Source organism: Mesorhizobium sp. DxT (assembly GCF_058448885.1).
Map to the genome: position 1 here is coordinate 142,822 of NZ_JBZFLJ010000010.1, position 13,880 is coordinate 156,701.

Sequence of the window (13,880 nt, forward strand, 5' to 3'; positions counted from 1 at the left end):
CTCAGAACCTCTGCGGCGAAAAGGGCGACAGATCGATCGCAGGAGACTGGCCCGTCACGAGATCGCGCACAAGCCGACCCGTCGCGGCTGCCTGCGTCAGCCCGAGATGGCCGTGACCGAAAGCATAGACAATGCTGGCGGAGTTGCGCGACCGCCCGATGACCGGCAGGGAATCCGGCAGCGAGGGACGGTAGCCCATCCATTCGCGCCCACCCTCGGTTTTAAGACCCGGAAGGAATTGCCGCGTCTTTTCCAGCATCGCTTTCGAGCGACGATAGTCGGGCGGACGGTCCAGCCCGCCGAGCTCGACCGCGCCGCCGATGCGCAATCCGGTTTCAAGCGGCGTGACCACAAAGCCGTGGGAGGAGAAGATCAATTGCCGTTTCACGTCGAAGGCATTCACCGGCAGCGTGGTATTGTAGCCGCGCTCGGTTTCCAGCGGAATATTGTCGCCAAGCGGCGCCGCAAGCCGATGCGACCACGCGCCGGCGGCAACCACAAGCGAGCGGCAAAGCACTTCTTCTCCATCGGCCAGCCGCAACAGCCCGCCGCCTTCGCGCGGTGCGATCGCCTCCACCCTGCGCTGCTCGAACGCCACCCTGCCGCGCCGCCGCGCATGCTCGAAAACGGCCTTACCCAGCAATTTCGGATCAGCAACGTTCTTCCAGCCGGGCATGAACGTGCCCTTGACGAAGCGCGGCGAGAGGCCCGGCTGCAGTGCCGCCATCTCATCGCCCGCAACATGGCGAAATTCGAAACCGAACCTGTCGCGTGCCTGCCACCCCGGGAGGGACGCCTTGAACTCCGCATCGCTTTCGTAAAGCTCGAGCGCACCGTTTTCGCGCAGCATCGAACGCGTGCCGGAAGCATCGAGCACTCGCATCCACTCCGCTTCGGCAAGCGCCATCAGTGACGACTGCGCCGCGAGGCTCTTCTCGTAATGGCGTGAACTACCGGCACGCCAGAAGCGCCACAGCCAGGGAATGAGCCTGGGGAAGTAGGAGGGCGGTATGGAAAGGGGGCCGAGCGGATCGGCCAGCCAGCGCGGCAGGTTCCGCATCATGCCCTTTTGCGCCAGCGGCAGGACATCGGGAAAAGCCAGCGCAGCGGCGTTGCCGGAACTGGTCTCCTCGCAGATGCCGGTGCGGTCGAAAACCGTGACGTCGCGGTCGGCTTCGGCGAGGCTGGCGGCAGCACAGATACCCACAATGCCCGCACCGATGATCGCGACATCGACTTCCCTCATCGCCGCACGCGCGACATCGCTGAGGTGAAGGACAGGTCAGACCGCAAAGCCATCACTCCCACTGCTTGCGAATTGAGGTGCCGGCCTCAGAACGCCGGCATTTCCGGCCTCGTCGCCATAGCATCCCTGACGACTTTCTCCGCCGCCTGCCGCCTTTCGCCCGCAAGCGGCAGGCGCGGCGCGCGCACCCGCTCGTTGGATCTGATTGCGAGTGCCTCGACGAACTTGATGTTCTGCACCAGATAGGTCGACACGTCGAGGTCGAGCAACGGCCGGAACCAGCGATAGATGGCCAGCGCTTCCTCGCGTCGCCCCTGTTTCATAAGCTGGTAGATCGCCACCGTCTCGCGGGGAAAGGCGGTGACCAGACCGGCCACCCAGCCGACGGCGCCGACACAGAGCGCTTCATAGGCAAGGTTGTCCACGCCGGTCAGAAGATCGAACCTGTCGCCGAAAGCGTTGATGATTTCCGTGGAGCGGCGGATGTCGTCGGAAGACTCTTTCACCGCCACGAAACGCGAGTCGGAAGCAAGCTCCGCCATGATCGGTACGGTGACGTCGACGCGATAGGCAAGCCGGTTCGAGTAGATCATCACCGGCAGGTCGCCTGCGGCGGCGACAGCCTTGAGCGTGGCGACGGTCTCTTCCGGGTTGGTGTGGTAGATCGGACTTGGCACGACCATCAGGCCGTTCGCTCCCGCCTTCGCGGCCGCCTTGGCCAGCGAGCAGGCATCGCGCGTAGCGGCTTCGTTAATCGTGAGGAGCACCGGCCTGTTCCCGGCGACGCCTTGGGCCGTCTTCAACACGGCGAGCTTCTCGTCCACATGCAGCATGGGGCCCTCGCCCAGCGACCCGCAAACGATCAGCCCGTCGCAACCCGCGTCGATCTGGAGCGAAAAGCACCTCTCCATCTCCGCATGATCGAGCTCATCGTTTTCGGTGAACTTTGTCGTCACCGCCGGGAGAACACCTGCCCACATCGCCTTGCTCCTTCTGATATATCACTGATATATCTGTTCATGGGCAGACTGTCAAGCGCTGCACGATGCTGATATATCAAGGGAACGTTGGAGAATCGGGTGATGATCGAAACGGAAGTCGCAAACGAACCCGCCGCGCAGCGCGCCTATCGCGCGCTGGAGCGCATGATCGTCACGCTCGACCTGTCCCCAGGCGGCACCACGACCGAGGGCGCGTTGATCGAAAGGCTGGCGCTTGGCCGCACGCCAGTGAGAGAGGCGATCCAGCGGCTCGCATGGGACGGATTGATCGAGATAAGACCGCGCGCGGGCCTGGCGGTCGCGCCCTTGCTCGCTCCGGATTGGCCGCTGGTGGTCGATGCGCGAGCCGGCGTGGAGATCGTGCTCGCGCGTTCGGCGGCGCGTCACGCTTCCTCGCTGGACAGGCAACGGTTGCAAGAAGCGGCAGACGCCATGAATGCGGCCGTGTCGGCAGCGGACACGCTCGCTTTCCTCGAAGCCGACAAGCAACTCGATGAGGTGATAGCTGCTGCTTCCGACAACAGCTTTGCGGTGCGCGTAGCGGCTCCGCTGCAGACCCACAGCCGCCGATTCTGGTTTCGTTATCAGAGCGACACGGGGCTCGCGCAATCAGCCGAACATCACGTCCGGCTCATACGCGCGGTGCTCGATGGAGACGAATGGCAGGCGGGGCGGGAGGCCGAGCGGCTCATGGGAATGTTGCGGCAGCTTGCCGAACACGCCGCCCGGCGCTGAATTCGATAGTCCCTCAGGCGTCGACGCCGCGCACGAGCTTGGTGCTTTCAAATCCTTCGCCAGCGGAAACGATGCAGCTCTTGCCGTCGGTTCCCGTTGCCAGGATGGTCCAGCTACCGTTGGCGGACACCAGAATCTCGACTACTGACGAGCCATCGACCTGGCCTACCGCCATCGGCGTCTCGTTGAATTGCTGCGACAGCTCGGCTACCACGGCCTCACGCTCACCGCACATCGCCATGCCCAGCATGTTGGCATTCAGCGCGGGGGTTTCGGCGACACCGACGGCCTCTGCAGCAGACTCGTCTTCAGGGCTCGTCGCCGAAGCGAGCGGAGAAACAGCGAGCATGGCGCCAGCGGCCAGCGCCGAAATGAGAAGTGGGATGCGTGCCATTGCAGCCTCCTGATGCCGAGGCGACCACCTGATCGGCGACCGGTCCGGCTTGTTTACCGCCCCGCGCAGCATGCAACGGGTCTCGCGAAAACAAGCTCTAGGGACCACGCACGTTCCATCACGTTTTTTTGACAATCTGTAACAATCGCCTGCGGATGACGGCCGAAAATCCAGCTTTTCGGGTATTTTCGCCGCTGAAACGTTCACAAAAGACAAGGCGGCGATCCGGTGGACCGCCGCCTTGATTTTCCATGAAAAGCGTTGTGGCGCCTGATCAGTTCATCGTCGGGATGACGAATTCCGCACCGTCCTTGATGCCGGACGGCCAGCGTGACGTGACGGTCTTGGTCTTGGTGTAGAAGCGGAAAGCGTCGGGGCCATGCTGGTTCAGGTCGCCGAAGGACGAAGCCTTCCAACCGCCGAAGGTGTAGTAGGCGATCGGCACCGGGATCGGTACGTTCACACCAACCATGCCGACCTGCACGCGGGATGCGAAGTCGCGCGCGGCATCGCCGTCGCGGGTGAAGATCGCGACGCCGTTGCCCATCTCGTGGTCGTTGGCGAGCTTGATGGCGTTCTCGTAGGTCGGCGCACGCACTACCGACAGGACGGGACCAAAGATCTCTTCCTTGTAGATGCGCATGTCCTCGGTGACGTTGTCGAAGAGGCAGCCGCCCATGTAGTAGCCGTTTTCGTAGCCCTGCATGGTGAAGTTGCGGCCGTCGACCACCAGCTTCGCGCCTTCCTGCACGCCGACGTCGACATAGTTCTTCACGCGCCCCAGCGCTTCCTTGGTGACCAGCGGGCCGAAATCGGCGCTGTTGTCGGTCGACGGGCCGACCTTCAGGCTCTCGACGCGCGGGATCAGGCGCTCGATGAGGCGATCGGCCGTCTCCTGACCGACCGGCACGGCGACCGAGATCGCCATGCAGCGCTCGCCGGCCGAGCCGTAACCCGCGCCGATCAGCGCATCGACGGTCTGGTCCATGTCGGCATCCGGCATGATGATCATGTGGTTCTTGGCGCCGCCGAAGCACTGGGCGCGCTTCCCGTTCGCGGTTGCCCGCGAATAGATGTATTGCGCGATCGGCGTCGAACCGACGAAGCCGACGGCCTTGATGTCCGGATCGTCCAGGATGGCGTCGACAACCTCCTTGTCGCCGTTGACGACATTGAGCACGCCGGCCGGAAGCCCCGCCTCGATGAACAGCTCGGCGATCCGCATCGGAACGGACGGATCACGCTCCGACGGCTTCAGGATGAACGCGTTGCCGCAGGCGATCGCCGGCGCGATCTTCCACAGCGGGATCATCGCCGGGAAGTTGAACGGGGTGATGCCGGCAACGACGCCCAACGGCTGGCGCATGGAATAGACGTCGATGCCGGGGCCCGCACCATCGGTGAACTCGCCCTTCATCATGTGCGGCGCGCCGATGCAGACCTCGACGACCTCCAGCCCGCGCTGGATGTCGCCCTTGGCGTCGGCAATCGTCTTGCCGTGCTCGCGCGCCAGCATCTCGGCGAGTTCGTCATACTCGTTCTGTACCAGTTCCAGGAACTTCATCAGCACGCGCACGCGACGCTGCGGGTTGGTCGCGGCCCATCCGGCCTGCGCCGCCTTGGCGTTCTCCACCGCGGCGCGAAGCTCGTCCTTGGAAGCAAGCGCCACCTTGCCGCGCACGGAGCCGTCCATGGGCTGCATGACGTCCTGGCTGCGTCCGCTGGCGCCGGCGACGTGCTTGCCGCCGATGAAATGTCCGATATCGAGCATGGCTCTCTCCCTGTATATTGGTTGCCGGTATTGTCCCGCTTCCGCAGCGCCAATGCAATGCGAGCAAATCAGCATCCGTTGTGCGCAAATTGCTGCTCCTGCTATGGAGAACATGATTTGCTGCAATCCAGCAGCGCGGAGGCAGCCATGAATTGGGACGACGTGCGGATATTCCTGGCGGTGGCACGCGCAGGCCAGATCCTGGGCGCGGCGCGAAGGCTTGAACTCAACCACGCCACTGTCTCGCGCCGCATCGCCGCGCTGGAGAGCGCGCTCGGCGCCAAGCTGTTTCGCCGGCTGACGACGGGGTCCGAGCTCACGGCTGAAGGCCAGCGTTTCCTGAACGTCGCCGAGCGCATCGAGGCGGACATGATCGCCGCCCGCGCCGAGATCGCCGGGGAAAGCGACGAGGTCGCGGGCGTGGTGCGCATCGGTGCGCCGGACGGGTTCGGCGTCACTTTCCTTGCGCCACGCCTGGGCCAGCTCACAGAACGGCATCCGGCGCTGTCGATCCAGCTCGTGCCAGTGCCGCGCTCCTTCTCGCTGTCGCGCCGTGAGGCCGACATCGCCATCACCGTTGAGCGCCCGACGGAAGGAAGACTCGTCGCCGGAAAGCTGGTCGACTACACGCTCGGCCTTTACGCCTCGCGCGCCTACGCGGAAACGCGAGGACTACCTGGAACGCCGGGGGAGCTCCGTGGCCACCGGCTTATAGGCTATGTGCCGGACCTGCTCATCAGCCCTTCACTCGACTACGGGCCCGAAATCCGGCCCGACTGGCAGGCCGATTTCGCCGTCTCGTCAGCACTCGGCCAGGTCGAGGCTGTGCGGTCCGGGGCCGGCATCGGCATCCTCCACACCTTTATCGCGCGTGCGCACGATGACCTCTTGCCCGTTCCGGTCTGCCCGCCCATCCGTCGCGCCTACTGGCTGGTGTATCACGAGACAGTTCGCCCGCTGCGGCGCGTTCAGGCGGTTTCAGCCTTTATAGCCGCCGCCGTGGAGGCCGAGCGCGCCACCTTCACGTGAACAAGCGACGGCGCCCATTGCCCGGCAACGGCGAAGCCAATAGAAACGCGCGACACCAACAGGAGAGAATTCCATGAGCATTGTCCGTCACGAAACCGGCCCCCGCATGAGCCAGGTCAACATCCATAACGGCGTCGTCTATCTCGCCGGCCAGGTTGGCGACGGCGAGTCGGTTGCCGACCAGACCAAGTCGATCCTGTCGAAGATCGACAACCTGCTGGCTCTGGCCAATTCGTCGAAGGAGCGCATTCTCTCCGCACAGATCTGGCTGTCGGACATGGCCGACTTCGCCGAGATGAATGCCGCTTGGGATGCCTGGGTAGCGCCCGGCAACGCGCCTGCCCGCGCCACTGGCGAAGCCAAGCTGGCCGCTCCGAAATACCGCGTCGAAATCATCGTCATCGCCGCGCAGAACGATTAGTCCCGCTTCGACAGTGTGGCTGGGACTTCGCCGTTCCAGCCACGCGCACCTCGCATCCTGCCGCCGCACAAGCCACGTTTCTGTTCCCCAGCGTCATCCAGACCCTTGCCACGTCAGGGGTTGCGTTAACATGAACTAAACCAATCCTCGCCTATTGATGCAGCGGGGCTTGGTGGGGGAATAACCAAAGGCATGATGCCGCGCTCCCGATCCGGCTGGACCGGAATGTCGATTATCCAGATCAGCGCATAGCCGCGGTTCCCTGCGGCTCGGGAATCTTTTGCAATGGCCGCATCGAATGCGACCCGGGTGACGCTCGAGGAACGCCTCGACTTCATCGGTCTCGATTCCTCGACCCGTCAGAACTTGAGGAACCTGAAGCCGCTGCTCTCGCGTGAGATCGGGCCGGCGCTGAGTGTCTTCTACGACAAGGTGCGGACCAACCCGCAGACCAGCGGCTTCTTTTCGTCCGCAACCCATATGGAGTCCGCGAAAGGTCGGCAGGCAACGCACTGGACCGGCATCGCCGAAGCATCCTATGGCGACAGTTACGAGCAGGCGGTCCGGCGCATCGGCGAAACCCATGCTCGTCTCGGCCTCGAACCGACCTGGTACATCGGTGGCTATGCGCTCGTGGCGGAGCACCTCGTCAAAGCGGTGGTCAAGGAAAACTGGCCGCGCCTGATGTCGCGCAGTGGGCCGGAAGCCATGAGCCAGATGCTCGTGGCACTACTCAAGGCGATCATGCTCGACATGGACCTGGCGATCACCACTTACCTGGAATCGCTCGATGAGAAGCGTCAGGAAGCCGAAAGCGCGCGGCTTGAATCCGAGCAGCGCCAGGGCGAGGCCGTCAAGGCGATCACGAGGGCTTTGGGCGGCATCGCTGCGGGCGATCTGACGACGCGGCTCGAAGACCGGCTGGCTCCGGAATTCGACCAGCTCAAGGCCGATTTCAACCACACCGCCGCCGCGCTCGCCAGAACGCTTTCCTCCGTCGCGCAGTCCGCGGACAGCATCGGTTCGAGCTCAGAGGAGGTCGGCCGCGCCGCCGACGATCTTTCACGCCGTACCGAGCACCAGGCCATGCGGCTGGAGCAGACGGCTGCCGCGCTCAACCAGATCACCGGCAGCGTCAAGCGCGCGGCGGATGGCGCCTCGCAGGCTGCGGCCAAGGTGGTATCTACACGCGAAGAGGCACGGCACTCCGGCGAGATCGTGGGCAATGCCGTGCGCGCTATCAGCGAGATTGCAAAGTCCTCGCAGGAAATCTCGCAGATCATCGGCGTGATCGACGAGATCGCCTTCCAGACCAACCTGCTGGCGCTCAACGCGGGCGTGGAAGCCGCTCGCGCCGGCGACGCGGGCAAGGGCTTTGCCGTGGTTGCGCAAGAGGTGCGGGCACTGGCGCAGCGCTCCGCCGACGCTGCCAAGGAAATCAAGACGCTGATCGCGACCAGCTCCGCACAGGTGGAGCAGGGCGTGAAGCTGATGGCCGAGACCGGCGACGTTTCGGAGCGGATCATTACCAGCGTCGTGGAAATCGACGAACTGGTGGCCGGCATCGCATCGTCGTCGCGCGAGCAGTCGATGGGTCTGTCGGACATCAATACCGCGGTCAGCGAGATGGATCAGGGCACGCAGCAGAACGCTGCGATGGTCGAGCAGACGACGGCGGCCGTCCACTCGCTGCGCAGCGAAGCCGCGACGCTCGCCGAGGGCGTCTCCGCATTCGTTCTCGACAGCGCGCCTCGTGCAAAAGCGAAAGCGGCTGCATCACAGACGGGACGGCCGGCAAGGGGGCAGCCGGTCTACGCAACTGCAGGGGCGACCGCATTGGCGGTCAGGACGGAAACTTCCGAATGGGAAGAATTCTAGAGGAGAGGGGCATGGGCAAAACCGCCACGGAAAGCGTGACGCTTCCGAACGAACTCGACATCAAGGCGGCCGGTCCGCTCGCGGCAGAGCTGCTGGCAGCACGCGGAAAGGACCTCGCTCTTAATGCGTCGCAGATCGAGCGCGTCGGCGGGCAATGCCTGCAGGTGCTGCTTTCGGCTGCCGCGACATGGGCCGCTGACGGCGCCGAGCTGACGATCGAGGAGCCTTCGCCCGCTTTCGTCGACGCGATCCAGACCGCAGGCCTCGACCTCACGCAATTCACGGCACGGAGCAACTGACGATGGCGAAGACAATCCTGACCGTCGATGATTCGCGCACCATCCGCGAGATGCTGAAGGCGGCCCTTCTGGATGCCGGCATGGAAGTCGTGCAGGCCGAAGACGGTGTGCATGGCCTCGAAGTCCTGGAAACCTGCGATCCGGACGTCATCATTACCGACATCAACATGCCCCGCATGGACGGCTTCGGTTTCATCGAGGCCGTGCGTGGTTCCGACCGGCATCGCGCTATCCCCATCCTCGTGCTGACGACCGAAAGCGTCGACGAGAAGAAGGACCGGGCACGCCGGGCCGGCGCAAGCGGCTGGATCATCAAACCGTTCGATCCGGTCAAGCTCGTCACCGCGATCAACCGCGTCGCCGCCTGAGCGAGGGAGGATACCGACCATGGATACTATGGCCGCCATCAAGCAGACCTTCTTCCAGGAGTGCGAGGAACAGCTCACCGAGATGGAAGAAGGCCTGATGGTGATCGAGCGCGAGGAAGGCGATCTCGAAACGATCAACGCCGTCTTCCGCGCCGTTCACTCGATCAAGGGGGGCGCCGGTGCTTTCGGGCTCGACGACCTCGTGCGTTTCGCGCACACCTTCGAAACCACGCTTGACGGAATGCGCAGCGGCAAGCTGGAGATCACCCCGCAGATCGTCAAGCTGATGCTGCGCGCCGCCGACATCCTGTCCGACCTGGTGCGTATCTCCCGCGACGGCGGCGAGCTGGACGCTGCCCGCGTGGCGCAGATGGCAGAGGAACTCAGCAAGGCAGGCGGCGCTGCCCCCGCTCCGGCGGCTCCTATCGCTCCTGCGGCCGACTTTTCGTTTGAACCTGTGGCTGCAGATGGTGACGGGCAGGCCGTGGACGAGTTCGGTTTCGCGCCCGTCCAGATTTCTTTCGACACGCTCATCACCGACGATGCGGGCAGCGACGGCCACACTTTCGAAATCAGCTTCACACCGCGGCCGGAACTCTACGCCAAGGCTAACGACGCCCTGCGTCTGCTGCGCGAGCTTGGCCGTCTGGGCGAGATGAAAGTCAGCTGCGACGTTTCCGCACTTCCGGCGCTCGACGAGCTTGATCCGGAAGGTGCTTATCTGACCTGGAAAGTCAGCCTGACCACGGACGCCGACGAAAAGTCTGTCCGCGAGATTTTCGAATTCGTAGAATTCGATTGTGACCTGTCCATTGACGTCAACGTGGTTGGCATGGACGAGGAAAGTGCGGCCCAGACCGTCGAAGCCATCCTTGCCCAGGTCGCAGCCGAGGAAGCAGCCCGATCCGCCGCCGTCGAGCCTGTCGCAGTTGAGCCGGTCGTGATTCCGACAGAGCCGCAGGCAGCTCCGGATCCCGCACCCAGAACGCCCGTTGCAGCCAACCAGCAGTCCCAACCGGCAGCACAGTCTGGCCAGCAGCCCGGCGCCACCATCCGCGTCGACCTCGACCGTGTCGATCGCCTGATCGACCTGGTCGGCGAACTGGTTATCAACCAGTCCATGCTGGCGCAGCGTGTTACCGAGGCCGGCATCGCGCGCCTGTCGGATGTGGCGGTTGGTCTCGATGACCTCGAACACCTGACCCGCGAAATCCAGGATTCCGTGATGGCGATCCGCGCCCAGCCGGTGCGGCCGATCTTCCAGCGAATGGCCCGCGTGGTACGCGAGGTCGCCGACATGACGGGCAAGTCGGTCCGCCTCGTCACGGAAGGCGAGAATTGCGAAGTCGACAAGACCGTTATCGAGCGGCTGGCCGACCCGCTGACGCACATGATCCGCAACGCGATCGACCATGGCCTCGAAAAGCCGGAGGATCGCGTGAAGGCCGGCAAGCCCGAGCAGGGTGTGGTCAAGATGGTCGCGGCCCACCGCTCAGGCCGCGTGGTGATCGAGGTTTCCGACGACGGCGCCGGCATCAACCGCGCCAAGGTGCGTGAGATCGCGGTCAACAAGGGCATCATTGATGCCGACGCCCCGCTCACCGACGCGGAGATCGACGATCTGATTTTCGCACCGGGCTTTTCCACGGCGGCAACCATCTCGGACGTTTCCGGTCGCGGCGTCGGCATGGACGTCGTCCGCCGCTCCATCCAGGCGCTCGGCGGACGCATCACCATTTCCTCGCGTCCCGGAAACGGCACCACCTTCTCCCTGTCGCTGCCGCTGACGCTGGCCGTGCTTGACGGCATGGTGGTCACGGTTGCCGGGCAGACGCTGGTCGTACCGCTGTCGGCAATCGTCGAAACTCTCCAGCCGAAAGCCACCGATGTTCACGGGCTTGGCGAAAAGGCACGCGTGATCGCCATCCGCGGGTCCTTCATCCCGCTTGTCGATGTCGGCAGCGTGCTGAGCTATCGCGACGAGGAGGCCGATCCGCTGCAGGGTGTGGCGGTGATGGTGGAGACTGAGAACCAGTCGCAATGCGCACTAATGGTCGACGGTATCATCGGCCAGCAGCAGGTCGTCATCAAAAGCCTGGAAACCAACTACGGCCATGTCTTCGGCGTGGCCGCAGCCACCATTCTCGGCGATGGCCGCGTGGCCGTCATTCTTGATGTCGATGCAATTGTTGCCGGCTCCCGCAGCGATGTCGCGCGGGCCGAAGCAAACCGAAAGAGGAGCGCAGCATGATCCAGGTCAGGGAACAGGACGCCACGGCGAGCAATGAACTGATCGCTTTCCGCCTCGGCGAGCAGGAGTTCTGCGTCGACATCATGTCGGTGCGCGACATTCGCGGCTGGACGCAGACGACGCCGCTGCCCCATTCGTCGGCCTATGTGAAGGGCGTGATAAACCTGCGCGGCGCCGTGCTGCCGGTTGTCGACCTGGCCGCCAGGCTGGGTTTCGAGCCGGCCGAGCCGAGTGCCCGCCACGTCATCATCATCACGCAGGTGGGACACCAGACGATCGGTCTGCTGGTCGATGCCGTCTCGGACATCCTGACCGTCGATTCCGGCGCGATCCAGGCGACCCCCAACGTCGCCTCGGATCTGGCGCGCACTTTCATGAAGGGCGTGATCGCGATGGAAGGGCGCATGATCAGCCTGATCGCGCTCGACAACGTGCTGACACAGAACCAGGCAGGACAGGGCCTGCTGAACTGACAACCCAGCCGCGCGGGGACCGGGAACGCGGCGACACACAGGGAAATCCCGCGCGAGCCGGCATTCGCCTCGGCGGGCAATAAGGAAAACGAGCCATGTCACTTCTTGCTCAGTTGAAAATCCTCGTCGTCGACGACACGACAACCAGCAGGCTTCTCGTCAGGGATGCGCTCGAAACACTCGGCTTCCGCAACATCCAGGTGGCGGCCGACGGCGAACAGGCGATGAAGATGATGATGACGACACCGTCGCATCTCATCATCTCCGACATGAACATGCCCAAGATGAACGGGCTTCAGCTCCTGCATGCGATCCGGACGTACAAGCCGACGTCGCGCACGCCGTTCATGATCCTCACCGGCAGCCCCGATCGCGCCGTGCTGGACGAAGGGCGCAAGCTAGGGCTGAACAACTATCTGACGAAGCCTTTCAACCCCGACCAGCTTCGCAGGGCGCTGGAAGCGATCGTGGGCAAGCTTCACTGAGGATCCTTCTTGCGGGCAGTCTGCGCGCAAGGGGGCAGAATGCCGGGCGCGGTTTTGGCCGGAAGTGCGAGTAAAGCGTAGGGTTGAGTACGATGAACCATGCACAGCGCGAAGACGCGGCAGAAACGGCCGAGCTTGTGGCCGACGTTCTTGCCCGCATCCAGTCCGAGCTTGAAGATATCGCGCGCCGTATCGACCGCAACCAGGCCGCCATCGCACGGTCGACCTGGGATGTAGGGGCGGCAGACGCTGCCTACGTTCAGGCCATGCAGGATGCCGACCTCAGCGCCCAACGTATTGCCGGCGTGGCGGATTTCCTGCGCGCCATTGGCGATGCCGCGCATCCACAATGGCGGATCGATACAAGTGCCGCGACAGGTGCCCTCAAGCTGACTGAGCTGGCGCGCTCGATCGGGCAGACAGGTTCCTCTGTCCAGGCTAAGGACGAAGCCTCTGCCGGCGAAGTCGACCTGTTCTGACAGGTTTCAGCCGAACACGGGCATCCCTTCTACAAAGACCCTCATAGACGCTCCGAAAAGCAGGGTTGCACCTGTTATCGACATCGCGGCCGACGTTGCAATGTCGACACGATGCAACGGGTTTAGGACGATGCCTGCCGACGCCTCGTCAGACACGCGTTTCATGGCAAGGACGCGCCACCACTGCAGCAACGACACAACCGCCAACGACATTGCCCCGACCGAGTTGATAGGCAACGTCGAGGGCATGATCAGTCCGCTGGCCGCAACAAGGGCGGCAAGCAGCAGCCACGTCACCGCCGACAGCAGACCAAGCCAGTGCGCAATATTCTTAAGGCCGCGACTCTCGCGGGCTGCAGTTGCGAACGCTATCGCAGCCCGATGCACCCGCGTTGCTGCCCGCGACAACAACGCTTCAACCTAGAACAGCTCGACTGAGCCGTCGCTTTCGACCGGCGGCACCGGCCGGGTGCGGCGCTCGACATCGAACACCTGGATGCTCTCGCGTTCCATCAGCGATTGCCGGGCACGCCCGGAGACTGGCCAGAACTGCACCTTTCGCCCATGCTCGCCAAGCAGACTTCCGCCCACATGACGAATGCGTTCGGCAGCGAGAAAGCGCTCGGCAAACTCCGCGTTCTGCCGGCCGACGTCGGTGAGACCGTCGATAAGCCGCGCTCCCCCAAAAAGCTTGGCTTCGAGGCGCTCTCGCCGTGCGCCGCGTGAAAGCAGCGCGTTGACGAGCAGCTCCATCGCGTGAACGCCATGGCGCTGCGCCTGTGAAGCCGTGTCTTGAGAGCGATTGCCGGGCAAGAGAAAATGGTTCATGCCGCCGACGCCAGCGACGGGGTCGCGCATGCATGCGGCCACACAGCTTCCCAGTAGCGTCGTCAGCACGGCTTCAGGATCGTCGGTAACGAACTGCTCGCCCTGCACGACATGGACGCGGAGCCCGCCGGTGACGGAAGACGGTACGCCGGGCTGGCTTCGCTCGATCATGCCGCGTGTCATCGCCATGCACTCCGCAGGCGAAGTATAGTCGATCCCCAC

Annotated in this window: 15 protein-coding genes; 10 read left to right on the forward strand and 5 right to left on the reverse strand. The window is 63.9% G+C overall.

Annotated elements, in window-relative coordinates; translation table 11 throughout:
* Position 1: 1 nt before the first annotated feature.
* Together ACVJNE_RS18695 and ACVJNE_RS18700 are read right to left on the reverse strand one after the other, a co-directional pair.
* The gene (locus ACVJNE_RS18695; RefSeq protein WP_499568014.1) at positions 2-1,246 is read right to left on the reverse strand and encodes an NAD(P)/FAD-dependent oxidoreductase; all 1,245 of its coding nucleotides are present in this window, start codon (positions 1,244-1,246) and stop codon (positions 2-4) included.
* An 86-nt stretch (positions 1,247-1,332) separates the two neighbouring features.
* Positions 1,333-2,226: a dihydrodipicolinate synthase family protein gene (locus ACVJNE_RS18700; RefSeq protein ID WP_499568016.1), complete on the reverse strand. Its 894-nt coding sequence runs from the start codon at positions 2,224-2,226 to the stop codon at positions 1,333-1,335.
* Between the two features lie 102 nt (positions 2,227-2,328).
* On the opposite strand from ACVJNE_RS18700, the gene ACVJNE_RS18705 reads away from it, so the two are divergent.
* A complete protein-coding gene (locus ACVJNE_RS18705) occupies positions 2,329-2,982 on the forward strand; it encodes a GntR family transcriptional regulator (protein ID WP_499568018.1) in 654 nt (217 codons plus the stop codon).
* A gap of 13 nt (positions 2,983-2,995) precedes the next feature.
* Here the strand turns inward: ACVJNE_RS18705 and ACVJNE_RS18710 are convergent, their stop codons facing one another.
* Both ACVJNE_RS18710 and ACVJNE_RS18715 read right to left on the reverse strand, forming a co-directional pair.
* The gene (locus ACVJNE_RS18710) at positions 2,996-3,376 is read right to left on the reverse strand and encodes a hypothetical protein (RefSeq protein ID WP_499568020.1); all 381 of its coding nucleotides are present in this window, start codon (positions 3,374-3,376) and stop codon (positions 2,996-2,998) included.
* Between the two features lie 274 nt (positions 3,377-3,650).
* Positions 3,651-5,147 (reverse strand): CoA-acylating methylmalonate-semialdehyde dehydrogenase, encoded by a 1,497-nt coding sequence (locus ACVJNE_RS18715; protein WP_499568022.1) that lies wholly within the window; start codon positions 5,145-5,147, stop codon positions 3,651-3,653.
* A 147-nt stretch (positions 5,148-5,294) separates the two neighbouring features.
* On the opposite strand from ACVJNE_RS18715, the gene ACVJNE_RS18720 reads away from it, so the two are divergent.
* From ACVJNE_RS18720 to ACVJNE_RS18760, 9 genes are all read left to right on the forward strand, one after another.
* A complete protein-coding gene (locus tag ACVJNE_RS18720) occupies positions 5,295-6,176 on the forward strand; it encodes a LysR family transcriptional regulator (RefSeq protein WP_499568024.1) in 882 nt (293 codons plus the stop codon).
* Between the two features lie 73 nt (positions 6,177-6,249).
* Positions 6,250-6,597 (forward strand): RidA family protein, encoded by a 348-nt coding sequence (locus ACVJNE_RS18725; protein WP_368803332.1) that lies wholly within the window; start codon positions 6,250-6,252, stop codon positions 6,595-6,597.
* 285 nt (positions 6,598-6,882) lie between these two features.
* Positions 6,883-8,475 carry a methyl-accepting chemotaxis protein gene (locus tag ACVJNE_RS18730; protein WP_499568026.1) on the forward strand — a complete coding sequence of 531 codons (1,593 nt, stop codon included), beginning with the start codon at positions 6,883-6,885 and terminating at the stop codon, positions 8,473-8,475.
* A gap of 11 nt (positions 8,476-8,486) precedes the next feature.
* Positions 8,487-8,774 (forward strand): STAS domain-containing protein, encoded by a 288-nt coding sequence (locus ACVJNE_RS18735; protein ID WP_444726049.1) that lies wholly within the window; start codon positions 8,487-8,489, stop codon positions 8,772-8,774.
* A gap of 2 nt (positions 8,775-8,776) precedes the next feature.
* A complete protein-coding gene (locus ACVJNE_RS18740; RefSeq protein ID WP_173194700.1) occupies positions 8,777-9,142 on the forward strand; it encodes a response regulator in 366 nt (121 codons plus the stop codon).
* 19 nt (positions 9,143-9,161) lie between these two features.
* Positions 9,162-11,393 (forward strand): chemotaxis protein CheA, encoded by a 2,232-nt coding sequence (locus ACVJNE_RS18745; RefSeq protein WP_499568028.1) that lies wholly within the window; start codon positions 9,162-9,164, stop codon positions 11,391-11,393.
* Positions 11,390-11,866 carry a chemotaxis protein CheW gene (locus ACVJNE_RS18750; protein WP_173194701.1) on the forward strand — a complete coding sequence of 159 codons (477 nt, stop codon included), beginning with the start codon at positions 11,390-11,392 and terminating at the stop codon, positions 11,864-11,866. The genes ACVJNE_RS18745 and ACVJNE_RS18750 overlap by 4 nt, the downstream gene beginning before the upstream one ends.
* A gap of 95 nt (positions 11,867-11,961) precedes the next feature.
* Positions 11,962-12,351 carry a response regulator gene (locus ACVJNE_RS18755; protein ID WP_173194702.1) on the forward strand — a complete coding sequence of 130 codons (390 nt, stop codon included), beginning with the start codon at positions 11,962-11,964 and terminating at the stop codon, positions 12,349-12,351.
* A gap of 92 nt (positions 12,352-12,443) precedes the next feature.
* Positions 12,444-12,830: a DUF8776 family protein gene (locus ACVJNE_RS18760; RefSeq protein ID WP_499568031.1), complete on the forward strand. Its 387-nt coding sequence runs from the start codon at positions 12,444-12,446 to the stop codon at positions 12,828-12,830.
* 420 nt (positions 12,831-13,250) lie between these two features.
* Here ACVJNE_RS18760 and ACVJNE_RS18765 read toward each other — a convergent pair whose 3' ends face one another.
* Entirely contained in the window at positions 13,251-13,841 is a 591-nt protein-coding gene (locus tag ACVJNE_RS18765) for a chemotaxis protein CheD (RefSeq protein ID WP_499568141.1), read from the reverse strand.
* Positions 13,842-13,880 lie beyond the last annotated feature (39 nt).

Excerpts from the sequence above, each read along its gene's own strand:
- ACVJNE_RS18695 (WP_499568014.1), bottom strand. The coding sequence starts at position 1,246 with ATGAGGGAAGTCGATGTCGCGATCATCGGTGCGGGCATTGTGGGTATC.
- ACVJNE_RS18700 (WP_499568016.1), bottom strand. The coding sequence starts at position 2,226 with ATGTGGGCAGGTGTTCTCCCGGCGGTGACGACAAAGTTCACCGAAAAC.
- ACVJNE_RS18705 (WP_499568018.1), top strand. The coding sequence starts at position 2,329 with ATGATCGAAACGGAAGTCGCAAACGAACCCGCCGCGCAGCGCGCCTAT.
- ACVJNE_RS18710 (WP_499568020.1), bottom strand. The coding sequence starts at position 3,376 with ATGGCACGCATCCCACTTCTCATTTCGGCGCTGGCCGCTGGCGCCATG.
- ACVJNE_RS18715 (WP_499568022.1), bottom strand. The coding sequence starts at position 5,147 with ATGCTCGATATCGGACATTTCATCGGCGGCAAGCACGTCGCCGGCGCC.
- ACVJNE_RS18720 (WP_499568024.1), top strand. The coding sequence starts at position 5,295 with ATGAATTGGGACGACGTGCGGATATTCCTGGCGGTGGCACGCGCAGGC.
- ACVJNE_RS18725 (WP_368803332.1), top strand. The coding sequence starts at position 6,250 with ATGAGCATTGTCCGTCACGAAACCGGCCCCCGCATGAGCCAGGTCAAC.
- ACVJNE_RS18730 (WP_499568026.1), top strand. The coding sequence starts at position 6,883 with ATGGCCGCATCGAATGCGACCCGGGTGACGCTCGAGGAACGCCTCGAC.
- ACVJNE_RS18735 (WP_444726049.1), top strand. The coding sequence starts at position 8,487 with ATGGGCAAAACCGCCACGGAAAGCGTGACGCTTCCGAACGAACTCGAC.
- ACVJNE_RS18740 (WP_173194700.1), top strand. The coding sequence starts at position 8,777 with ATGGCGAAGACAATCCTGACCGTCGATGATTCGCGCACCATCCGCGAG.
- ACVJNE_RS18745 (WP_499568028.1), top strand. The coding sequence starts at position 9,162 with ATGGATACTATGGCCGCCATCAAGCAGACCTTCTTCCAGGAGTGCGAG.
- ACVJNE_RS18750 (WP_173194701.1), top strand. The coding sequence starts at position 11,390 with ATGATCCAGGTCAGGGAACAGGACGCCACGGCGAGCAATGAACTGATC.
- ACVJNE_RS18755 (WP_173194702.1), top strand. The coding sequence starts at position 11,962 with ATGTCACTTCTTGCTCAGTTGAAAATCCTCGTCGTCGACGACACGACA.
- ACVJNE_RS18760 (WP_499568031.1), top strand. The coding sequence starts at position 12,444 with ATGAACCATGCACAGCGCGAAGACGCGGCAGAAACGGCCGAGCTTGTG.
- ACVJNE_RS18765 (WP_499568141.1), bottom strand. The coding sequence starts at position 13,841 with ATGACACGCGGCATGATCGAGCGAAGCCAGCCCGGCGTACCGTCTTCC.